This is a genomic window from Sinorhizobium sp. 7-81 (genome assembly GCF_030124405.1).
Lineage (GTDB): Bacteria > Pseudomonadota > Alphaproteobacteria > Rhizobiales > Rhizobiaceae > Sinorhizobium > Sinorhizobium psoraleae.
Window position 1 is genome coordinate 369,967 of record NZ_JASKLT010000005.1, and the last position, 20,313, is coordinate 390,279.

The window sequence follows — 20,313 nt, forward strand, 5'->3', positions numbered from 1 at the left end:
AAAAGCGCCCGGCCGACGTACATCGTGAGCACGGTAGAGCACGCAGCCAAAGTTTCGCTGCGCCGGAGCCGCCCGTCCATGTGAGGCACGCCGTTCATGCCGGCCTGCTCAGTGCTGCATGGAGGCGAAGCACCTCGTCCGTTGACGGCCGGTTGCGCGGCAGCCCGAGATAATAGCCGTAGCCGGAGGCGAGGCTGCGTTGGCCGAGCATCGCCAGACGGCCATCGTCGAGATGTTCCCGCACCAGGCCGAGGCTACCGAGCGCCACGCCGTCGCCGCGCAATGCCGCATCGATCGCCATCACATAGGTCGAAAACGTATATTTCGGGCGCGGCTTCGCGCCGTTCCGAGAGCGCTCGATCCGCTCGAACCATTTCTGGAACGAAATCCAGTGGGCATTGAAGCGGTCGTAATCGATGAGATCGAGCGTCGCGATGGTTTCTGGCCGCAGCTCGGGCGCGTCGAGGCCCCTGGCGGCGAGGTATTCGGGCGAGGCCACCGGCGCCAGCTCTTCGGCCATCAGCAAAGTCAGCGACCAGCGCGGATGGTCCCCGGTCGAATAGAGGATGACCAGATCGTTATTTTCCGAAGCAAGCTCGGACGGGCTGTCGGTCGTCAGGAGACGGATCGATATGCCCGGGTTCTCCTTGCCGAATTCGCGCAGTCGTGTGCCGAGCCAGAGATGGGAGACCGAGCCGCTGGCGGCGATGGAGATCACCTGACCGGCGGCGCCACGGAAAGGTTCAAGGCTTTCCTCCAGATAATCGAGCGAGGCGCGTACCCGCTGGAAAAGCCGTTCCCCCTGCGGTGTCAGTTCCAGGTTCTTGCCGCGGCGGCTGAACAGCGGACTGCCCAGATGATCTTCAAGCGTCTTGATGCGCCGGCTCACGGCCGCCTGGGTGATGTTGAGCTCCCGCCCGGCCCGGGAGAAGTTCATGTGCCGGCTGGCGGCGTCGAAGACGCGGAAGGCTTCCAGCGGGATGCGATCGAGCAGACGGTTTTCCATGACTTCAGGTTATCAAAAAGGCTGAAAATTCACCGGATTTGAAAATATCAGATTGTGTTGCAGGGTAAAGCCGCGACAAAGGCCAGCCAGGAACACGACCCGTGCAGTTCTCCACCTCCTTCATTCCGGAAATCCGCTTCGGAGACAATATTCATCAGGCGATCGGCGAGGCCGCGAAAGCTCTTGGAGCGCGGCGCGCGACCATTGTCATCGATGGCTTCCTCGCACGGTCGGGACTCGCCGAAAACATCATGAGAACCGTCGAGCGGGAGGACATCCCCGCCCGCGTCTTTTCCGATTTCACCGGAGAGCCGAAACTCGCCCACCTTCATGCGGCGCTTGAAACGGTGACGGGGTCCGATCTCGTGATCGGCATCGGCGGCGGCTCGGCGCTCGACATCGCCAAGATCGTTGCCTGTTGCGCCGCCTCGGGCCGGGATCCGATGCACTATGCGCTCGCCGCCAATCCGCTGCCGAAAGATCGTTTGAAGAAGATCCTGGTGCCGACGACCGCCGGCACGGGATCGGAGACCTCCGCCACCAACATCTTCTCCGGGCCGGAAGGCAAGAAGCTCTGGATCTGGGGGGCGGAGACCAAGGCCGATCTCGTGCTTCTCGATCCATCGCTGACGGTGAGCCTGCCCGCCGGTCTCACCGCCTGGTGCGGGCTCGATGCGTTCGTCCACGCTTTCGAGGCGGCGACCAACCGCAACACGCATGCTGGCGCCCAGTTCTATGCTCATGAGGCGCTGCGGCTGATCACCGGCGCTCTGGAAACGGCAATCAGGGAACCCGCCAATCTGGAAGCGCGCGGCAAGGTGCTGCTCGGCTCCTGTTACGCCGGCATTGCCATCGACAATTGCGGCACGGCGATTGCCCACAATATCAGTCATGCGCTGGCCGGGCTCGCTCCGGTGCATCACGGGCTTGCCACAGCGCTTGGCTTCGAAGCGACGATCGGTTGGCTTGTGGAAGCGAACACGGCCGATCTCGACCGTGCGGCCAAGGCCTGTGGCCTTGATCGGCTAGCCGATTTTCCGACCTTCGTCTCCAATCTGATGGACCGCTGCGGCGTTGCCCGCACGCTGCCGAAGGCCTTCGATGCCTTTTCCACGGCCGATCTTGCTCGCGAAATGAGTGCCCCGGAAAACCAGCCTATGCGCCGCTCGACGATCCGTGAGGTGGCCGATGGCGATATAGACCGGTTCGCGGCGAGGATGATGGCGCTGGCGAAAGGACAATGAGATGACCCAAGAATATACACGCGCCTATTGGGAAAACCTTTTGGCGGGACTGAAACCTGAGGGGCGGCACTTCATCGACGGCGCGCACAGGCCCTCGGCGTCCGGCGCGACCTTCACGCGCACCCGGCCGATGGATGGAAAACCGGGCGCGGAACTCGCCCGCGGCGGCGGTGCCGATGTCGATGCGGCTGTCGCGGCCGCCCGCGCCGTGTTCGAGAGCGGCATCTGGCGCAAGAAGGAACCGCGGGAGAAAAAGAAGAACATGCTCAAATGGGCGGATCTCATCCGGCAACACGGCGAGGAGCTTGCGATGCTGGAAACGCTCGACGTCGGCAAGCCGATCATGGCATCGCTCAATGTCGATGTCCGGCTCGCAGCCGACGGCATCCAGTATTACGGCGAGATGATCGACAAGCTCTATGACGAGATCGCGCCGACGGGACCGAATGCCCGGGCTCTGGTGCGGAAAGTGCCGCTCGGCGTCGTCGGAGCGATCACGCCGTGGAACTATCCGCTGATCATCGACGCCTGGAAGCTCGGGCCGGCGATCGCCGCGGGCAATTCGGTCGTGCTGAAGCCTGCCGAACAATCCTCGCTCTCGGCGATCAAGCTCGCGGAGCTCGCGATCGAAGCGGGGCTGCCGGCGGGTGTGTTCAACGTCGTTACCGGCTACGGCGAGGAGGCCGGCAAACCGCTGGCGCTGCACATGGATGTCGACATGATCGCCTTTACCGGCTCGACCGAAGTCGGCAAGCTGATCATGGGCTATGCGGCGCAGTCGAACGTCAAGCGCGTGGCGCTGGAACTCGGCGGCAAGTCGCCGCTGGTCGTCTTCGAGGACGCCGATCTCGATGCCGCCGCGAGTGCGGCGGCCTGGGGCTGCTTCTACAATTCCGGCGAAACCTGCCACGCATCGACGAGGCTGATCGTCCAGCGCTCGGTGCAGGAAGCATTGATCGAAAAGATCCAGGCGGTGACCAGACGCGAGATTACGCTCGGCCATCCGCTCGACCCTTCGGCGCAGATCGGCGCGCTGATCGAGGAGGACCACATGAAAAAGGTGCTTTCGATGATTGCGGCCGGCGAGAAGGAGGGTGGACGCCGTGTCTTTGGTGCCGAACGCGTAATGGACGAAACCGGAGGCTATTATGTTTCGCCGGGCGTCTTCGTCGACGTCACCAATGACATGAAGCTCGCGCGCCAGGAAGTCTTCGGACCGGTGCTCGCCGCCATTCCCTTCGAAACGGAAGAGGAGGCGCTGAGGATCGCCAATGACACGGTCTATGGACTGGCGGGCGCCGTCTTCACCCGCGACATGGATCGGGCGCATCGCTTCTCGGAAGCGATCCACGCGGGCACGGTGTGGATCAACACCTACGACATGTCGAGTTTCGCGACGCCCTTCGGCGGCTTCAAGCAATCCGGCTTTGGTCGCGACCGTTCTGCGCACGCGATCGACAAATACTGCGACTACAAGACCATCTGGCAGCAGTTTGGCTCCGCATGATTCCTTAAATCGAAATCGATTTAAGGACAAAAACATGCAGAAATTTAAAGTTCTACAGCGACCTTTGCGCGTCTGATTGGACGCGCGGCGCTGTAGCCACTTGCAAGACGTAAGAACAAAGAGGCGGATCGGAGGAGCCATGAGCAAGATCGTTTCCATCGAGATCACCCACCACCGTCTGCCGCTCGATCCGCCGTTCAAAGCAAGCTGGGACGGGCGCCCGCGCAAACAGTTCGACGCGACGATCGTCCGGGTGCGCGACGACGAAGGCCGCGAGGGCATCGGCTCGGGTGACCTGATGAAAGGCTTCGAGGGCCACGAAGGCCTCTTCATCGGCGAGGATCCGCGCCATCTCGAGCGGCACTACGAGGTGCTGTCGCATATCAACTTCCACTATGGCCGCTGCTGGCCGATGGATCTGGCGCTCTGGGATCTCGCAGGCAAGGCCGTTGGCGAGCCCGTCTGGCGCATGCTCGGCGGCCGGGCGGACCGGGTGCGCCTTTATGCCTCTTCCGGCGTGCTTCGTGATCCCGGCGCGATGGCGGCCCAGGCCGAAAGCTATCTGGAGGAGGGTTTTCCGGCAATGAAGGTTCGCTTCACCTCCTCCGCCGGCGGGCGCGACGGCTGGCGGGAGGATGTGCGGGCGCTGGAGGCGATCCGAACCCGCGTCGGAAACCAGCTGGAGCTGATGGTCGACTGCAATCAGGGCTGGCGCATGCCCTGGGATACGACGCTTGCCTGGACCTTCAAGGACGCATTGGCGGTCGCGAAGGAACTGGAGCGCCTAGGGATCTACTGGATGGAGGAGCCGCTGCATCGCTCCGACCGCAAGGGCATGCGCCGGTTGAGCGACGCGACTTCCGTGCGCATCGCCGGCGGCGAGATGACACGAGAGCTTTATGAATTCCGCGACATCATCGAGGAGCGCGCCTTCGATGTGATCCAGCCGGACGTGGCGCTGGTCGGCGGTATTACCGGCTGCCGCAGGCTCGCCTGGCAGGCGCGCGAGGCGGGGGTGATGTTCACTCCACACTCCTGGACCAATGGCATCGGCGTTCTGGCGAACGCTCATCTGACCGCAGGGGTGGGTGATGCGCCGTGGCTCGAATACCCTTACGACAATCCGGAGTGGAGCGAGCAGCGGCGCGACTATCCGATGGCGGCTCCGCTGCGGCACAAAAACGGCTGGCTGGAACTTGGCGAAGCGCCCGGCCTCGGCATCGCGCTCGACGAGGAGAGATTGAAGGCGACGCGGAGCGGCTGAAGCATCGCCCGATCTGCACTTTTACTCATACCGAAATCTCACAACGGATTGAGGCGCGAGGGCGGCTAAGCTTCTGGTCTACCGCATGTTTCCTAAATCGCAGCTTTAAGGACAAAACACGCAGCAAATCAAAGTTCTGCGGCGATGTTGTGCGTCTGAAACGATGCACAGATTGCGATCGCAGAGGTTGATCGACAGAAGACCTATCAACCTTTGTGACACTCGACGCCGAAAGTGAACCGTATCTCCGATCCCCGGCCTTGACATTGTTTTGTGCGGTGCAGCATTTTAAGCTGCTGATGCAGGATGGGCTAATTTGATCTCGAGAGAGTGACGCGGATTGGCGACCGGATCTACGAAGCGGTTTCGAGGCTCTGCCGAGGCTGCCCTGGCATCCCGACCTGATCACCACGCCCGACGTAAACCAATAGCCGAGTCGAATATAAGCGCTGCGCCACGGCGCGACGACATTCAGGGCTTGCGGGCAATCGGCGCACTTTTGGTCGCGATATATCATATATGGATCGGCCGGGTTTCTGGTGGTGTCGATGTGTTCTTCATCGTCTCCGGCTATCTGCTCATCGGATCGCTGGCGCGACAGGCCGAAGCCAAGCATCGCGTGGATCTGATCCTCTTTGCCACCAAATTGGCACGTCGACTTCTGCCCGCGTCCTTTTTGGTGCTTGCCGTGATCGCGATGTCGGCGCCGTTTTGGCTGCCGAGAATGCGATGGCAAACCGGCATGCATCAGATTGTGGCCAGTTCGCTATATCTCGAGAACTGGTTTCTGGCGGACGCGGCGATCGACTATCTCGCACGAGACGAGGTGGGAAGTCCGGTCCAGCATTACTGGGCAATGTCCGCCCAGGTCCAATGCCTGCTGATTCTGGCAGCGGCTGTTGCCATATTTACCTCGATATGGCGCCGACCATCGCGCATCGACCTGCTGGTGTTTCTCACAAGTGTGTTCGCCCTGTCGCTTGCCTACTCGATCTACGGCACGTCCCGGAATCAGGCATTCGCCTACTACGACACCTTTGCGCGGATCTGGGAGTTCGCACTTGGTGGGATCAGTCGCCTGCTGCTGCCCGGTATCAATTTGTCGCCAATGCAGCGGACGATCGGCGGGTGGATCGGTTTCGCGGCGATTCTGAGTTGTGGCATCTTGCTTGAGATATCGACTGTCTTTCCCGGCTACGCCGCCCTCTGGCCGACGCTCGCCGCCGCAGCAATTCTTGTTTGTGGCGATGGCCCGCCGTTGCGGTTCGGTGTCGCAAGACTGCTGGCCGCGCGGCCGCTCGTGTGGCTCGGGGGCATATCCTACAGCCTCTATCTCTGGCATTGGCCAATCCTGGTCTTCTATCTCACCTACTCGTATCAAACCTCGGCCGGTCCCATAGCGGGCATTGTCGTCCTGCTCGTCTCCATCGTCCTTTCCTATTTCACAACGCGGATCGTGGAGGCGCGTTTTCGCGGACGGAAGAATGATGACCGCCCGTTGCAGACGGCGTTCGGAACGATCATCGCCCTTACTGTGATCGCTGCGGGCCTGTTCGTCTGGAGAGTGGAGGCCGGTCAAAGCACGACGGAGGAGCAACTGCGTGTCGCCGATGCCGAGCGTTATCCCGGTGCGGCGATCAAAGGTCTCGCGCCGGGTTCGAGCGATATCCCCGTCCACCCTGGGCCCATGACCGTAACATGGGACGATGCAGACGTGTATCGGGACGGCTGCCACCAGTCCCTGCAGGGAGCCGCCTTGCTCAGTTGCAGTTACGGGCCGAGAGAGGCGAGCCACACTCTGGCGCTCGTTGGCGGCTCGCACAGCGTGCATTGGCTACCGGCGCTGCAGGGCGTCTTGCAGCGGTATCCGGACTGGAAAATTGTCACCTACACCAAGAGCAGTTGCGCGCTGGGTTCGCAGGAGACCTCCGAGGCGTCGGCACATCGGGACGCCTGCACCAAGTGGAACGAACTGTTGATGGAAAGATTGTTGTCGACGAAGCCGGATCTGATTTTCACCACGTCCACCCGGGTGGTCGATGGCATCGAAGAAGTTCCCGCTGGTTATCAACGGCAATGGGAGAGGCTGGCGGCGGCGGGAATTCCGGTCGTGGCAATGCGCGACACGCCCTGGTTTGGCTTTGACGTGCCCGAATGCGTGGAAATCAATGGTCGTTTCTCGCCGAAATGCGCTGTTCAGCGGGAATTGGTGCTCGCTCCGATCAGTCCGACACGCGCGGTCTCCTTCAATGAAAACCTGCATTTTCTGGACTTTTCCGATTATTTCTGCACCGCTGAAATGTGCCCTGCGGTCATTGGCAATGTACAGGTCTATTACGACAAGCATCATGTAACAGCCACCTATATGCGCACGTTGAGCGAAGAGCTTGCTCGTCAGCTTGCGCCGATATTCCGCGACGCGAAACCGTTGGCGCTTAAATGAAAGTCACGCTCAAAGACGTGGCAACAAGCATATGAGCGCCTGACTGGAGAGCGACCGGACGAGTATTTCCGCCCCGGCGTGGCCGGGGTGGATACTTACTCATGAGAGCGCTGGGGCTTTGAATCCAATGCGTCGGTGAGGCGCGCCGTTTTCCAGGTGGAATAGGCGAAGGCAGCGAGGAAGATCGCCGTCATCAGCATTACGATGGTCGGCGCCGGCGCGCTGTCGATGAAGAAGGACAGGTAGACGCCGAAGAAGGAGGCGAAGACCGCGACGATCACGGCGGCGATCAGCATGCCGCCGAATGTGCGCGTGAGCAGAAAGGCGATCGCGCCGGGAGCGATCAGCATGGCAATCGCGAGAATGAGGCCGACGGCTTTCAAGGCGCCGACGATCGTCAGCGACAGGATCGCAAGCAGGCCGTAATGCAGCCATCCGACCGGAAGACCAACCGCGCGCGCCTGGGCCGGATCGAAGGCGTGCAGCAACAGGTCGCGCCATTTGAGCCCGAGGATGCCGGCGGCAACGAACGCAATGATCCCCGTTTCCAGGATGTCGCGCCAGCCGATCCCGAGCATGTCGCCGAAGAGGATGTGATCGAGGTGCACGTCGCTCTGGATCTTGGTGTAGAGCACCAGGCCGAAACCGAACATGCCGGAAAAGACGATGCCCATTACGGTATCCTGTTTGATGCGGCTGTTTTCCTTGAGGTAGCCGGTGAGCAGCGCGCAGCACATGCCGGCGGCAAAGGCACCGACGGCGAGCGGCAGGCCGACGATGTAGGAGATGACAACGCCCGGAAAGACCGCATGCGAGATCGCGTCGCCCATCAGCGACCAGCCCTTGAGGACGAGGAAGCAGGAGAGCATGGCCGTCGGGATCGCGACCAGGACCGAGATCAGCAGCGCGTTGCGCATGAACTCGAATTCGAAGACGGCGAGAAGCATGTCGAGCGAGATCATCGTACCGCCTCCAGCGCCTCGGACACGCGACGACGGGCGGCGATGAGCCCGTGCTTCGGGGCAAAGACGAAAGCGAGCATGAAGATCAGCGTCTGCAGTACGATGATGATGCCGCCGGTCGCGCCATCGAGAAAATAACTCGCATAGGCGCCGACAAAACTTGTCAGCGCACCGATCGCCACGCTGATCGCGATCAGCTTCGGGAAGCGGTCGGTGAGCAGATAGGCCGTTGCCCCGGGGGTCACGACCATCGCGATGACGAGAAACGCGCCGACGGTCTGAAGGGCTGCGACCGTGCAGGCCGAAAGCAGGGTGAAGAACAGGACCTTCAGGAAGGTCGTGTTGATGCCGATCGAACGGGCGTGGCTCTCGTCGAAGAAGGTCACCATCAGGTCCTTCCATTTCGCCCAGAGGATCGCGAGCGAGACAACGCCGATGATGGCAAGCTGCAGCGTGTCGGCCGGCGTGATGGCGAGGATGTTGCCGAGCACGATCGTCTGGATGTTCACCGAGGTTGGCGACAGCGACACCATGAAGAGCCCGAGGCCGAAGAAGGAGGTGAAGATGAGTCCGATGATCGTGTCTTCCTTCAGCCGCGTGCGCTGGTTCAGAAACAGCATGGTGGCCGCGGCGAGCGCGCCGGAAAAGAAGGCGCCGAGCGAGAAGGGGAGACCCAGCATATAGGCGCCCGCGACCCCGGGCACGATCGCGTGGGAGAGGGCGTCGCCGATCAGCGACCAACCCTTGAGCATGAGGTAGGCCGAGAGGAAGGCGCAGACGGCGCCGACCAGCGCGCTCACCCACATGGCGTTCAGCATGTAGCTGTAGGTGAAGGGTTCGATGAGCGCCGTAATCATTTGTCGTCCGGTTCAGGGTCGGTTTCCGGCTTTGCGGGCTGCGCGACCATCCGGTCCCGAGCGCCGTACATGACGAGCGGGCGCTCGTCGTCGCTGATGACGGCAAGCTGGCGCGGATCGGCATCGTCGTGCAGGCTTTCGCCGCCGAGTACGAAATGCCGCAGCACGCCGCCGAAGGCGAGTTCGAGGTTGTCGCGGGTGAAGGTGGTTGCCGTCGGACCGTAGGCGAGCACCGTGTTCTTCAGAAGCACGGTGCGGTCGCAGAATTCCGGCACGCTGCCGAGATTGTGGGTGGAGACGAGCATCACGCGGCCCTCGTCGCGCAAGGCGATGAGCAGACGGATGATCGCATCCTCGGTCTTGACGTCGACGCCGGTGAAGGGCTCGTCGAGCAGGATGACGCGGCCGTCCTGCGCCAGCGCGCGGGCGAGGAAGACGCGTTTCTTCTGGCCGCCGGAAAGCTCACCGATCTGGCGTTTGCGGAAGTCGCTCATGCCGACGCGCGCAAGGGCGGCCTCGACCGCGTCATGATCGACTTTCTTAGGGATTCGCAGCATGTTCATGTGGCCGTAACGGCCCATCATCACGACGTCCTCGACGAGAACCGGAAAGTTCCAGTCGACTTCCTCGGCCTGGGGCACATAGGCGACGAGGTTTTTCCTCAGTGCGGCCGGCACCGAAAGCCCGAGGATCGAGATCTCGCCTTTCGCCAGCTTGACGAAGCCCATGATCGCCTTGAACAGGGTCGACTTGCCGCTGCCGTTGACGCCTACGAGCCCGGTGATCGTGCCGGTCGGGATCTCGAAGGAGGCGTCGCGCAACGCCCGGTGGCCATTGCGATAGGTCACCGTCGCGCCACGGACGCGGATGCCGCTACCCTCGTCCGTTGATGCCGGCGCCGGTTTGGCGCGCTCCTGCACCTCAAGGTTCATTGCGAAAGACCTTTCGCGATCGTTTCGGAGGTAACGCGCAGCAGGTCTATATAGGTCGGCACCGGACCGTCGGCCTCGCTCAAGGAATCGACGTAAAGCACGCCACCATATTTCGCACCGGTCTCCCGCGCCACCTGTTCAGCCGGGTCCGGCGAGATCGTGCTCTCGGAAAAGACCACCGGAATATTATTGGCGCGCACGGCGTCGATCACCTTGCGCACCTGCTGCGGGGTGCCCTGCTGATCGGCGTTGATTGGCCAGAGATAGAGCTCCTTCATGCCGAAGTCGCGGATCAGGTAGCTGAAGGCGCCCTCGCTCGAGACGAGCCAGCGCTTTTCCGCCGGGATCTTATCGAGTTCCGCCCGGATCGGAGCGATGGTCGCCTCGATCTTTCGCTTGTAGGCGTCGGCATTCGCCTTGTAGGTCTCGGCGTTCCGGGGGTCGAATTTCACGAACGCGTCGCGGATATTGTCGACATAGATCAGCGCTGCCGAGGGCGACATCCAGGCATGCGGATTCGGCTTGCCGGTGTACGGACCCTCCGCAATCCCCATCGGCTCGACGCCTTCCGAGACAACGACGCCGGGAATGTCGTCGAAGTTCTGGAAGAACTTTTCGAACCAGAGTTCCAGGTTCAGCCCGTTCCAGAGAATGAGCTTGGCGTCGTGCGCTTTCAGGATGTCGCGTGGCGTGGGTTGATAGTTGTGGATCTCCGCGCCGGGCTTGGTGATCGATTCGACGATTGCCGCGTCGCCGGCGACATTCTGCGCCATGTCGGCAATCACCGTGAAGGTGGTGACGGCCTTGAATTTTTCCTGGGCCAGCGCTGCGCCGGGAATGAAGGAAAAGGCGGCCGCCGCCGCTGCTGCCGCCAGAAACATACGCCTCGTGCAATCGATCATCCGTCACTCCTCGAGTTAACCCAACCTATGCCTATGCGAATGATTTGCATAAGTCAATGCAAATGAGAACCATTTGCAACTAGCTATTTTCAAACAGATCGCCCTTGGCTAGTGTCGCCAGATGAAACAGAACAAGAATCGCATCGAGGAGCTGGAAGGAATCCTCAGGGACGGCGGCGTGCGTGTCACGCGCCAACGCGCTGCAATCCTGAAGATTTTGGCCGAAGCCGAGGACCATCCCGACGCCAGCGAACTGCATCGGCGCGCAAAGGAAATCGACGCAACGGTCTCGCTGTCGACGGTCTACCGGACCTTGTCGGCGCTCGAACAGCAGGGGGTCGTGCAGCGCCATGCCTTCGAGAGTGCAACGGCCCGATTCGAGACGGCGGATGCGCCGCATCACGACCATCTGATCGACATCGAAACCGGCGCGGTGATCGAATTCCGTTCCGACAAGATCGAACAGCTGCAGGCAGAGATCGCCGCCGAACTCGGCTACGACTTGGTGCGCCACCGGCTGGAGCTTTATTGCCGGAAGCGCAAGGACTGACAGGGATTACCCCTTGGCTGCGGCCGCCGCTGCGCGTTGACGCGCCGGCATGGTCATTGCAGCGACGCCGGCGATAACGCAGCAGAGGCCGATCCACGCCGTCGCCGAAAGAGCTTCTCCGAGGAACAGGACTCCGATGGCAACGCCGATCGGGACGCGAACATAGGCCTGTGCCGTCGTGCCGACGGATCCGAGTGTGTGGATCAGCCGGAAATAGATGACGAAGGCGAGTGCCGTCGAGAAGGCTGACAGGCAGATAAGCGCGATCAGCGATTCCGGCGAGGGGTTGAGTGTCCAGGGCCGATCGACGATCAGGCTCGTCGGGACGAGCAAGACCGCGCCGGCGAGAAGCGACCCCGCGGCGGGTATGATCGGATCATGCCCCTTGAAATTCTTCCCGAAGATCGCTGCGCCTGCATAGCAAATGGTTGCAAGGATAACGGCAAGCTGCGGGACGAGCTGATCGCCGATGCCGTGAAAGGCTTCGAGCCCAATGATCAGGCTGATGCCGGTGAGGCCCGCAATGACGCCCACGAATTTGCGGGCGGTAACGGGCTCGTGCCGGGTGATCAGGGCCGTCAAAAGGAAGGCGAAGATGGGCGTGGTGGAATTGAGGATCACCGCCACGCCGGCGTCGATCGTCCGCTCGGCCCAGGCGATCAGCGTGAAGGGAAAGACGCTGTTGAGGCAGGCTTGGAACAGAAAACGCCCCAGGATGGCCGTATCACGGGGCAACGAAAGGCCGCGCCATCCGATTACTGCCAGAAGAATTGCGCCGGCGAGCAGGGTGCGCGCGGCAATCAGCGTCACCGGCGGAATGGTTTCAACGCCGATCTTGATGAAGGTGTAGGAGGCGCCCCACAGAGTCGCAAGCGCGAGAAGAAGCAAGAGTTCGAAGGCGACGTTTGTCTTGGCGGCAGCGGTCATCGGGTCCATCCCTGAAGCGAATCCATGCCGCTCTTCTAACATCGTCGGACAGATAGATGCTTCGGTCCCGATCGAAATGTGATGCATCCGCGGGAGATGTCTCGAGACCGGGAGATCCGCGGCCGCGCTGGGGCCTGATTGCGGGAGCCGCTTAGTTCAGCGGAATGGCGTTGTTCTCCTTGCTGGCCTGATACGTGGCGGACAACTCGGCGTATTTCCGGCCGATCGCCTGGGCGCGCTCTTCGAGCGACGCGCGATCGGACTCGGGAAGACCGGCGATCAGGCCGGGGATCGACCGGCCTTTCCAGAAGGCGTTCGTCCTGTTGTAGCCGCCGGGCTCGAGCGTGAAGACCTCTTTCAGGATCCTGAGGTCGTGCGGGATCGCAAACGCGTCTCGCGAATCCTCGTGGCTGAAGAAATAGTAGAAATTATCGAAGCCTGCCCAGGTGATCGCGGAGAGGCACATGGAGCAGGGCTCGTGCGTCGACAGGAATATGAGGTCGCCCGAGTCGGGACGGTCGGATCCCGCCATTTCGTAGAACCGCTTCAAGGTGTGGACTTCGCCGTGCCAGAGGGGATTCTCGGTTTCGTTATTCGTTTCGACGAGAACGATCGACAAATCCGACTTCTTGAGCAGAGCGGCGCCGAAGACCTTGTTACCGGCCGCTACTCCGGCCTCCGTCGCGGGAATGATGCCGCGCTCCATCGTGGTCAGCAGGGCGTCGAGCAAGGGGAGCGCTTCGCTTTCTTGTGTCATGGAGTTCTTCCTTGATTGGTGCGTGTCCGGCATCTCCGTCGGCGACGGGTTTCAGCCGTCGCCGACCAGAATGTAATGCGCCGGCGAAGGCGCGAACGGTCAGTGGGCTTCCGAGGCGATTACGGGCACTTCGATGCCCTTCGCGTCATAAAGCTTGCCGTTCAGGAAATGGTCGCCGTCGTGCAGCCGCGCGATGTCCTGATAGCGGAGCGTCCGCTCCATTCCGGCGACGAACACCGATTGCTGGTCGGAGTTGCCGGCGGAGAGGTGATTGAAGAGCAGATTGAGGCTGATCGCCATCAGTGCGGCGGAGCTGATGCCGGAATGGAAGATCGTCGCAACCCAGGCCGGGAAGTGCTCGTAGAAGCCGGGAGAGGCGATCGGGATCATGCCGAAGCCGATGGAAGTGGCGACGATGACCAGGTTCATGTTGTTGTTGTAGTCGACCTTGGACAGGGTGCGGATGCCGCTGGCGGCGACCGTGCCGAAGAGCACGATGCCGGCGCCGCCGAGCACGGCGCTTGGAACCGCAGCGACAATGCGGCCCATGACCGGCAGCAGGCCGAGCGTCACGAGGAACATGCCTCCCGTCGCCACCACATAGCGGCTTTTGACGCCGGTGACCGCCACCAGCCCGACATTCTGTGCAAAGGCACTCTGGGTGAAGGAACCGAAGACCGGTGCGATGAGGCTGGACAGCATGTCCGCCCTGAGGCCATCGCCGAGACGGCGCGAATCCACTTTCGTTTCGATGATTTCGCCGACGGCGAGGATGTCCGCCGAAGTCTCGACCAGGGTCACCATGATGACGATGAACATCGAGACGACCGCTGCGATCTCGAAGGTCGGGTAGCCGAAATGGAACACCGTCGGTAGCGAGAAGAGCGGTCCCTCGGCCACCTTCGAGAAATCGGTCATGCCGGCGAAATAGGCGATGACGGTGCCGATGATCAGTGCGATCAGGATTGACAGCCTTGAGATCGATGCGCTGCCGAGCTTGCTCAGCAGGAGCACGATCACGAGCGTGGCCGCCGCGAGCTGGATGTTGGCCTGGCTGCCGAAGTCCGGCGTTGCGCTGTTGCCTCCCATGGCCCAGCGCGCGGCGACGGGCATCAGGGTCAAGCCGATGGTGGTGATCACGATACCCGTGACGAGCGGCGGGAAGAAGCGGGTGATCCGCGAGAAGACGGGCGTGATCAGAAGGCCGATCAGCGACGCGGCCATGACGGCCCCGAGCACGGACTCGATGCCTCCGCTGCCGGAAATGGCAATCATCGTCGCGACACCCGAGAAGGAAACGCCTTGGACCAGCGGCAACCGGCTGCCGAAAAACGGCAGGCCGATGGTCTGCAGGATGGTGGCGAGACCACCGGCAAAAAGGGAGGCAGTGATCAGCAGGCCGACATCGCTGGAACCCAGGCCGGCCGCCTGGCCCAGGATCAATGGAACCGCGACGATGCCGCCATACATCGTCAGGACGTGTTGCAGGCCGTAGGCCAGGTTGGCTCCGATACCGAGATTCTCGTCTTCCGGCCGCGTATGCGAAACAGTTTCCTCAATATTGTTTGCCAAGGTAATCTCCTCCAATACCTTTGCATGTATTCCCACGTCTAAAGGCGTGGGGTGGCAAACTATGGCAGTGATGCCCAATCATTTCTTTATTGAAAAAGGGGAAACAGTTTTCGCTTGATCGGCGGTAATACTGTCGAATCGCGACAGTCCGTCGGTGCTGTCCTTGTTTCAAATCCTCCTACGCCGCGATCGCATTGCCGCACAAGCGCGATTTCCACCGCAGCGCCGATCCGTGACGGTTTCCTGGCCGCTCACATTCCGCTTTCGTGCGTTGGCGAGCACTGAAAAAGAAAACCGGGGCCGTTTCCAGCCCCGGCGCCGCATCTCCGGTAATTTGACGCCGCCCAAACTCGGGCGGCGCTGTTGCCGTCAGGCTTAGTTTGTCTGCCAGCTCTTGACCAACTCGTCGTAATTGACGGTGATCGGCTTTTCCTTTTCGTTCTCGACCTTCAGCTGCGGAGCGAGGTTGCCGGCCTTGACGGCCTCCGCGTTCCAGTACTCGAGGTCATGCTCTTCAGCGAGCTTCGGACCGATGTCGCCCTGGATGCCGGCGCGTTCGAGGCGCTGCAGCACCTTTTCCTGCTCGGCGCAAAGCGAGTCCATGGCTTCCTGCGCCGTCTTGGCGCCGGAAGAAGCGTCACCGATCGCCTGCCACCAGAGCTGAGCCAGCTTCGGATAGTCAGGAACGTTCGTGCCGGTCGGCGACCACTGCAGGCGGGCCGGCGAACGGTAGAACTCGATCAGGCCGCCGAGCTTCGGTGCGCGCTCGGTGAAGCTTGGATGATCGAGTGTCGACTGGCGGATGAAGGTGAGGCCGACATGGCTCTTCTTCACGTCCACGGTCTTGGAGGTGACGAACTGCGCGTAGAGCCACGCGGCCTTGGCGCGGTCGTCCGGAGTGGACTTCAGAAGCGTCCATGAGCCGGCGTCCTGATAGCCGAGCTTCATGCCGTCCTTCCAGTAGACGCCGTGCGGGCTCGGGGCAAAACGCCACTTCGGCGTGCCGTCCTCGTTCACCACCGGCAGGCCTTGCTTCACGAAGTCGGCGGTGAACGCCGTATAGGTGAACATCTGCTGCGCGATCTCACCCTGCGATGGGACCGGACCGGATTCCGAGAAGGTCATGCCCTGGGAGGCAGCCGGAGCATAGGCCTTCATCCAATCGAGATACTTCTGGATCGCATAGACCGAGGCCGGGCCGTTGGTGTCACCACCGCGTGCAACGCAGGATCCGACGGGACGCGAGTTCTCATCGACCCTGATGCCCCATTCGTCGACCGGCTTGCCGTTCGGGATGCCCTTGTCGCCGTTGCCGGCCATCGACAGCCAGGCGTCGGTGAAGCGCCAGCCGAGCGACGGGTCCTTCTTGCCGTAGTCCATGTGGCCATAGACCTTCTTGCCGTCGATCTCGCGGCCGGTGAAGAACTCGGCAATATCCTCATAGGCCGACCAGTTGACCGGAACGCCGAGGTCGTAGCCGTACTTGGCCTTGAACTCCTCCTGGATCTTCGGATCGTTGAACCAGTCGTAGCGGAACCAGTAGAGGTTCGCGAACTGCTGGTCGGGAAGCTGGTAGAGCTTGCCGTCCGGGGCCGTGGTGAAGGACTTGCCGATGAAGTCGTCGATGTCGAGGTTCGGGTTGGTGACGTCCTTGCCCTCGTTCGCCATGAAATCGGTCAGGCTGCGGGCCTGCTGGTAGCGCCAGTGCGTACCGATCAGGTCGCTATCGTTGATGTAGGCGTCATAGACGTTTTCGCCCGACTGCATCTGCGTCTGCAGCTTTTCGACGACGTCGCCTTCGCCGATCAGGTCGTGGGTGATCTTGATGCCGGTGATGTCGGAGAACGCCTTGGCGAGCGTTTTCGCTTCGTATTCATGGGTGGTGATCGTTTCGGAGACGACCTTGATTTCCATGCCGGCAAAGGGCTTCGCCGCATCGACGAACCACTGCATTTCCGCTTCCTGGGCCGCGCGATCGAGCGACGAGAGGTCGCCGATTTCCGTGTCCAGGAATGCCTTTGCCTCATCCATGCCGGCATAGGCCGAGCCGGTGAGAGCCAGCAGCATTGCTGCCGTCGTCGTTAGAAGATGCCGTCGCATAATTTCCTCCCTTGGGTTTTGCGATTGCAGTTCATTGCAGTTTCGAGGGGCGCCGTCGATGCGCCCCTCATTTCGTTCTCAGACGTAGCGGAAGACGCCGATGGCATAGACCACCGAGAGCGCGACCGCCCACCAGAGGTTTGTGCCGACGAGCCCCAGCCAGCCGAGATGAATGAAGGCGGATCCGAGCAGCGACACGAAGAGCCGGTCGCCGCGCGTCGTCTCGAAGCGCAGGATGCCGACGCGCGGATTGCCGCCGGGCCGGGCATATTCCCAGACGGCCATCAGCGACAGCAGCGCGAAGATCGTCAGAAAGAACATGGCGGTCGGGAAAGACCAAGCCATCCAGCCGCCGGGGAACAGCGGGGCGAACCAGTCGCGCTGGCCGTCCTTGAGCGGCAGGGCGGAAACGAGCAGGCCCGCAACTACGGCATAGACGACGAGCACGGCGACAAGTGCGACGGGCCAGCGGTTCTTGCGAGTGGCGACGGTTTCCATCAGACCCTCCCCAGGGCGAAGCCCTTGGCGATATAGTTGCGAACGAAATAGATCACGAGTGCGCCGGGGATGATCGTCAGCACACCGGCGGCGGCAAGCACACCCCAGTCGAGACCGGACGCCGAGACGGTGCGGGTCATGGTGGCGGCGATCGGCTTGGCGTCGGTCGTCGTCAGGGTGCGGGCGATCAGCAGTTCGACCCAGGAGAACATGAAGCAGAAGAAGGCGGCGACACCGATGCCGGAGGCAATCAGCGGTACGAAGATCTTCATGAAGAAGCGCGGGAAGGAATATCCGTCGATATAGGCCGTCTCGTCGATCTCCTTCGGCACGCCCGACATGAAGCCTTCGAGGATCCAGACCGCCAGCGGCACGTTGAAGAGGCAGTGCGCGATCGCGACCGCAATGTGCGTGTCGATGAGGCCGAAGGCGGAATAGAGCTGGAAGAAGGGCAGCGCGAAGACGGCCGGTGGCGCCATCCGGTTCGTCAGCAGCCAGAAGAACAGATGCTTGTCGCCGAGGAAGCGGTAGCGTGAAAAGGCGTAGGCCGCCGGCAGCGCCACGGCGACCGAAATCACCGTGTTCATTACCACGTAGGTGATCGAGTTGATGTAGCCGTTGTACCAGGAGGGATCGGTGAAGATCACCGTGTAATTGCGAAGCGTAGGATTCTGCGGCCACAGCGAGAAGGTGCTGAGAATCTCGCTTGTCTCCTTGAAACTCATATTGACCAGCCAGTAGATCGGCAGGAGCAGGAAGACGATGTAGATCGTCGGGATTAGCCAGGAGAGGCGTTGTGACATCGGTTGCGTTTGAGTCTTCATAATGTCCTCCCTCCTTTCTCAGCCCTGAGCGTCGCTGGTTGTCATCACGGTGTAGAAGATCCACGAGAGCAGCAGGATGATAAGGAAGTAGATGATCGAGAGGGCTGCGGCCGGGCCGAGGTCGAACTGGCCGATCGCCGTCTTGACGAGATCGATCGACAGGAAGGTCGTCGAGTTGCCCGGACCGCCGCCGGTGACGACGAAAGGTTCGGTATAGATCATGAAACTATCCATGAAGCGCAGCAGGAAGGCGATCAAGAGGACGCGCTTCATCTTCGGAAGCTGGATATAACGGAAGACGGACCAGCGCGAGGCGCCGTCGATCTTGGCCGCCTGGTAATAGGCGTCCGGTATCGAGACGAGGCCGGCATAGCAGAGCAGCACGACGAGGCTCGTCCAGTGCCAGACGTCCATGATGATCAGCGTCACCCAGGCGTCGAGCGGGTTCTGCACGTAGTTGTAGTTGATGCCGAGCGATGCGAGGGTGCGTCCGAGGAGGCCGATGTCGACGCGGCCGAAGACCTGCCAGATGGTGCCGACGACGTTCCACGGAATGAGCAGGGGCAGCGCCATGAGAACCAGGCAGATCGGAACGCCGATGCCCTTCTTTGGCATGTTGAGCGCAATCACGATGCCGAGTGGGATCTCGATCGCGAGAATGATCGCGGAGAAGATCAGGTTGCGGGTGAGCGCATCCCAAAAGCGGTCGGATTCGAGCACATCCAGGAACCAGTCGGTGCCGGCCCAGAAGAATTCGTTGTTGCCGAAAGTGTCCTGCACCGAATAGTTGACGACCGTCATCAGCGGGATCACCGCGGAGAAGGCGACGAGCACCAGCACCGGCAGGACCATGAACCAGGCCTTGTTGTTCCAGGTTTTTTCCATCGGTCAGGCCTCCTCTCCGACGCGCCAGGAATCGGCGTAGATATTGATAGCCTTTGGATCGAAGGCGACACGCGGCTCGGCAGGGATTTCGTCGTCCTCGTCGAGGACGATCGAGATCGGCAGGTCGGCGAAACGCGCCCGGACGATCTTGCGGCGGCCGATGTCTTCGACCTTGGTGATTGCGACCGGCATGCCTTCGCGTCCGAGCGAGACGAATTCCGGACGGATGCCGAGTTCGGTCTTGGCGCCGGACTTGATCTTCGGCAGGAAATTCAGCGCGATGTTCTCGCTGCCGATCGCGGCCGTGTTGCCGGCGATCTTCGCCGGCAGCACGTTCATGCCCGGCGAGCCGATGAAATAGCCGACGAAGGTGTGCCGCGGCCGTTCGAAAAGTTCAGCTGGCGTGCCGATCTGGACGATCTGGCCGTCATACATGACGACGACCTTGTCGGCGAAGGTGAGCGCCTCGGTCTGGTCATGGGTCACATAGACCATGGTGAAGCCGAACTGCTTGTGCAGCCGCTTGATCTGCGAGCGCAGCACCCACTTCATTTCGGGATCGATGACGGTCAGCGGTTCGTCGAAGAGGATGGCGCTGACATCGGAACGAACGAGGCCGCGGCCGAGCGAGATTTTTTGCTTCTGGTCGGCGGTCAAGCCGCGGGCGGTCTTCTTCGCCCAGCCGCCGAGACCGGTCATCTCGATGATTTCCTTGACGCGGCGGTCGACTTCGGCTTCCGGGACGTGCCGGTTGCGAAGCGGGAATGCGAGATTGTCGTAGACCGTCATCGTGTCGTAGATCACCGGGAACTGGAACACCTGGGCGATGTTGCGTTCCTGGGTGGAAAAATGCGTCACGTCCCGGCCATCGAAGAGGATGCGGCCTTCCGACGGGTTGATGAGGCCGGAAATGATGTTGAGCAGCGTGGTCTTGCCGCAGCCGGAAGGGCCGAGCAGCGCATAGGCGCCGCCGTCGTTCCATTCGTGATGCACTTCCCTCAGCGCGTAGTCGGCTTCCGACTTCGGCTTGGCGCCGTAGGCGTGGCGGATATGTTCCAGATTGATGCGTGCCATGGTTTCCTC

Annotated in this window: 18 protein-coding genes; 5 read left to right on the top strand and 13 right to left on the bottom strand. The window is 61.6% G+C overall.

Annotated elements, in window-relative coordinates:
* Positions 1–94 precede the first annotated feature (94 nt).
* Positions 95–1,006, bottom strand: a complete 912-nt coding sequence (locus QN224_RS19665) for a LysR substrate-binding domain-containing protein (protein ID WP_283978018.1) — start codon at positions 1,004–1,006, stop codon at positions 95–97.
* Positions 1,007–1,107: 101 nt separating this feature from the next.
* Between QN224_RS19665 and QN224_RS19670 the strand changes: the two genes are divergently transcribed.
* From QN224_RS19670 to QN224_RS19685, 4 genes are all read left to right on the top strand, one after another.
* A complete protein-coding gene (locus QN224_RS19670; RefSeq protein WP_283978019.1) occupies positions 1,108–2,250 on the top strand; it encodes an iron-containing alcohol dehydrogenase in 1,143 nt (380 codons plus the stop codon).
* A gap of 1 nt (position 2,251) precedes the next feature.
* Entirely contained in the window at positions 2,252–3,757 is a 1,506-nt protein-coding gene (locus QN224_RS19675) for an aldehyde dehydrogenase family protein (protein WP_283978020.1), read from the top strand.
* Between the two features lie 139 nt (positions 3,758–3,896).
* Positions 3,897–5,021, top strand: coding sequence for a mandelate racemase/muconate lactonizing enzyme family protein (locus QN224_RS19680; RefSeq protein WP_283978021.1), 1,125 nt, complete (start codon positions 3,897–3,899; stop codon positions 5,019–5,021).
* 478 nt (positions 5,022–5,499) lie between these two features.
* Complete coding sequence (locus tag QN224_RS19685) at positions 5,500–7,464, top strand: acyltransferase family protein (RefSeq protein WP_336621119.1); 1,965 nt, start codon at positions 5,500–5,502, stop codon at positions 7,462–7,464.
* 95 nt (positions 7,465–7,559) lie between these two features.
* On the opposite strand, the gene QN224_RS19690 is transcribed toward QN224_RS19685, so the two are convergent.
* The 4 genes from QN224_RS19690 to QN224_RS19705 are packed head-to-tail and all read right to left on the bottom strand — an operon-like array spanning position 7,560 to position 11,117.
* Positions 7,560–8,426 carry a metal ABC transporter permease gene (locus QN224_RS19690; protein WP_283978023.1) on the bottom strand — a complete coding sequence of 289 codons (867 nt, stop codon included), beginning with the start codon at positions 8,424–8,426 and terminating at the stop codon, positions 7,560–7,562.
* Positions 8,423–9,283 carry a metal ABC transporter permease gene (locus QN224_RS19695; protein WP_283978024.1) on the bottom strand — a complete coding sequence of 287 codons (861 nt, stop codon included), beginning with the start codon at positions 9,281–9,283 and terminating at the stop codon, positions 8,423–8,425. Before QN224_RS19695 ends, QN224_RS19690 begins: the two co-directional genes overlap by 4 nt.
* Positions 9,280–10,215 carry a manganese/iron ABC transporter ATP-binding protein gene (locus QN224_RS19700; RefSeq protein WP_283978025.1) on the bottom strand — a complete coding sequence of 312 codons (936 nt, stop codon included), beginning with the start codon at positions 10,213–10,215 and terminating at the stop codon, positions 9,280–9,282. The genes QN224_RS19695 and QN224_RS19700 overlap by 4 nt, the downstream gene beginning before the upstream one ends.
* Positions 10,212–11,117, bottom strand: coding sequence for a metal ABC transporter substrate-binding protein (locus QN224_RS19705; RefSeq protein ID WP_283978026.1), 906 nt, complete (start codon positions 11,115–11,117; stop codon positions 10,212–10,214). Before QN224_RS19705 ends, QN224_RS19700 begins: the two co-directional genes overlap by 4 nt.
* A 121-nt stretch (positions 11,118–11,238) precedes the next feature.
* Between QN224_RS19705 and QN224_RS19710 the strand changes: the two genes are divergently transcribed.
* Positions 11,239–11,667, top strand: a complete 429-nt coding sequence (locus tag QN224_RS19710; protein WP_173508856.1) for a Fur family transcriptional regulator — start codon at positions 11,239–11,241, stop codon at positions 11,665–11,667.
* Positions 11,668–11,673: 6 nt separating this feature from the next.
* On the opposite strand, the gene QN224_RS19715 is transcribed toward QN224_RS19710, so the two are convergent.
* From QN224_RS19715 to QN224_RS19750, 8 genes are all read right to left on the bottom strand, one after another.
* Positions 11,674–12,594, bottom strand: coding sequence for a DMT family transporter (locus QN224_RS19715; protein ID WP_283978027.1), 921 nt, complete (start codon positions 12,592–12,594; stop codon positions 11,674–11,676).
* 151 nt (positions 12,595–12,745) lie between these two features.
* Positions 12,746–13,351 (bottom strand): nucleoside deaminase, encoded by a 606-nt coding sequence (locus QN224_RS19720; protein WP_283978028.1) that lies wholly within the window; start codon positions 13,349–13,351, stop codon positions 12,746–12,748.
* Positions 13,352–13,450: 99 nt separating this feature from the next.
* Positions 13,451–14,923: a nucleobase:cation symporter-2 family protein gene (locus tag QN224_RS19725; protein WP_283978029.1), complete on the bottom strand. Its 1,473-nt coding sequence runs from the start codon at positions 14,921–14,923 to the stop codon at positions 13,451–13,453.
* 375 nt (positions 14,924–15,298) lie between these two features.
* Positions 15,299–17,023: an ABC transporter substrate-binding protein gene (locus tag QN224_RS19730; RefSeq protein WP_283978030.1), complete on the bottom strand. Its 1,725-nt coding sequence runs from the start codon at positions 17,021–17,023 to the stop codon at positions 15,299–15,301.
* A 78-nt stretch (positions 17,024–17,101) separates the two neighbouring features.
* Positions 17,102–17,521 (bottom strand): DUF2160 domain-containing protein, encoded by a 420-nt coding sequence (locus QN224_RS19735; RefSeq protein ID WP_269280806.1) that lies wholly within the window; start codon positions 17,519–17,521, stop codon positions 17,102–17,104.
* Positions 17,521–18,345: a carbohydrate ABC transporter permease gene (locus QN224_RS19740; protein ID WP_173508862.1), complete on the bottom strand. Its 825-nt coding sequence runs from the start codon at positions 18,343–18,345 to the stop codon at positions 17,521–17,523. Before QN224_RS19740 ends, QN224_RS19735 begins: the two co-directional genes overlap by 1 nt.
* Before the next feature lie 18 nt (positions 18,346–18,363).
* Positions 18,364–19,230 (bottom strand): carbohydrate ABC transporter permease, encoded by an 867-nt coding sequence (locus QN224_RS19745; protein WP_173508863.1) that lies wholly within the window; start codon positions 19,228–19,230, stop codon positions 18,364–18,366.
* Positions 19,231–19,233: 3 nt separating this feature from the next.
* Entirely contained in the window at positions 19,234–20,304 is a 1,071-nt protein-coding gene (locus QN224_RS19750; protein WP_283978031.1) for an ABC transporter ATP-binding protein, read from the bottom strand.
* Between the last annotated feature and the right edge of the window lie 9 nt (positions 20,305–20,313).

What these genes read in the sequence shown, in the direction of transcription:
- QN224_RS19710 (WP_173508856.1), top strand. Translation starts at nt 11,239, where the DNA reads ATGAAACAGAACAAGAATCGCATCGAGGAGCTGGAAGGAATCCTCAGG.
- QN224_RS19745 (WP_173508863.1), bottom strand. Translation starts at nt 19,230, where the DNA reads ATGGAAAAAACCTGGAACAACAAGGCCTGGTTCATGGTCCTGCCGGTG.
- QN224_RS19740 (WP_173508862.1), bottom strand. Translation starts at nt 18,345, where the DNA reads ATGAAGACTCAAACGCAACCGATGTCACAACGCCTCTCCTGGCTAATC.
- QN224_RS19720 (WP_283978028.1), bottom strand. Translation starts at nt 13,351, where the DNA reads ATGACACAAGAAAGCGAAGCGCTCCCCTTGCTCGACGCCCTGCTGACC.
- QN224_RS19750 (WP_283978031.1), bottom strand. Translation starts at nt 20,304, where the DNA reads ATGGCACGCATCAATCTGGAACATATCCGCCACGCCTACGGCGCCAAG.
- QN224_RS19730 (WP_283978030.1), bottom strand. Translation starts at nt 17,023, where the DNA reads ATGCGACGGCATCTTCTAACGACGACGGCAGCAATGCTGCTGGCTCTC.
- QN224_RS19735 (WP_269280806.1), bottom strand. Translation starts at nt 17,521, where the DNA reads ATGGAAACCGTCGCCACTCGCAAGAACCGCTGGCCCGTCGCACTTGTC.
- QN224_RS19715 (WP_283978027.1), bottom strand. Translation starts at nt 12,594, where the DNA reads ATGACCGCTGCCGCCAAGACAAACGTCGCCTTCGAACTCTTGCTTCTT.
- QN224_RS19680 (WP_283978021.1), top strand. Translation starts at nt 3,897, where the DNA reads ATGAGCAAGATCGTTTCCATCGAGATCACCCACCACCGTCTGCCGCTC.
- QN224_RS19665 (WP_283978018.1), bottom strand. Translation starts at nt 1,006, where the DNA reads ATGGAAAACCGTCTGCTCGATCGCATCCCGCTGGAAGCCTTCCGCGTC.
- QN224_RS19690 (WP_283978023.1), bottom strand. Translation starts at nt 8,426, where the DNA reads ATGATCTCGCTCGACATGCTTCTCGCCGTCTTCGAATTCGAGTTCATG.
- QN224_RS19700 (WP_283978025.1), bottom strand. Translation starts at nt 10,215, where the DNA reads ATGAACCTTGAGGTGCAGGAGCGCGCCAAACCGGCGCCGGCATCAACG.
- QN224_RS19675 (WP_283978020.1), top strand. Translation starts at nt 2,252, where the DNA reads ATGACCCAAGAATATACACGCGCCTATTGGGAAAACCTTTTGGCGGGA.
- QN224_RS19695 (WP_283978024.1), bottom strand. Translation starts at nt 9,283, where the DNA reads ATGATTACGGCGCTCATCGAACCCTTCACCTACAGCTACATGCTGAAC.
- QN224_RS19705 (WP_283978026.1), bottom strand. Translation starts at nt 11,117, where the DNA reads ATGATCGATTGCACGAGGCGTATGTTTCTGGCGGCAGCAGCGGCGGCG.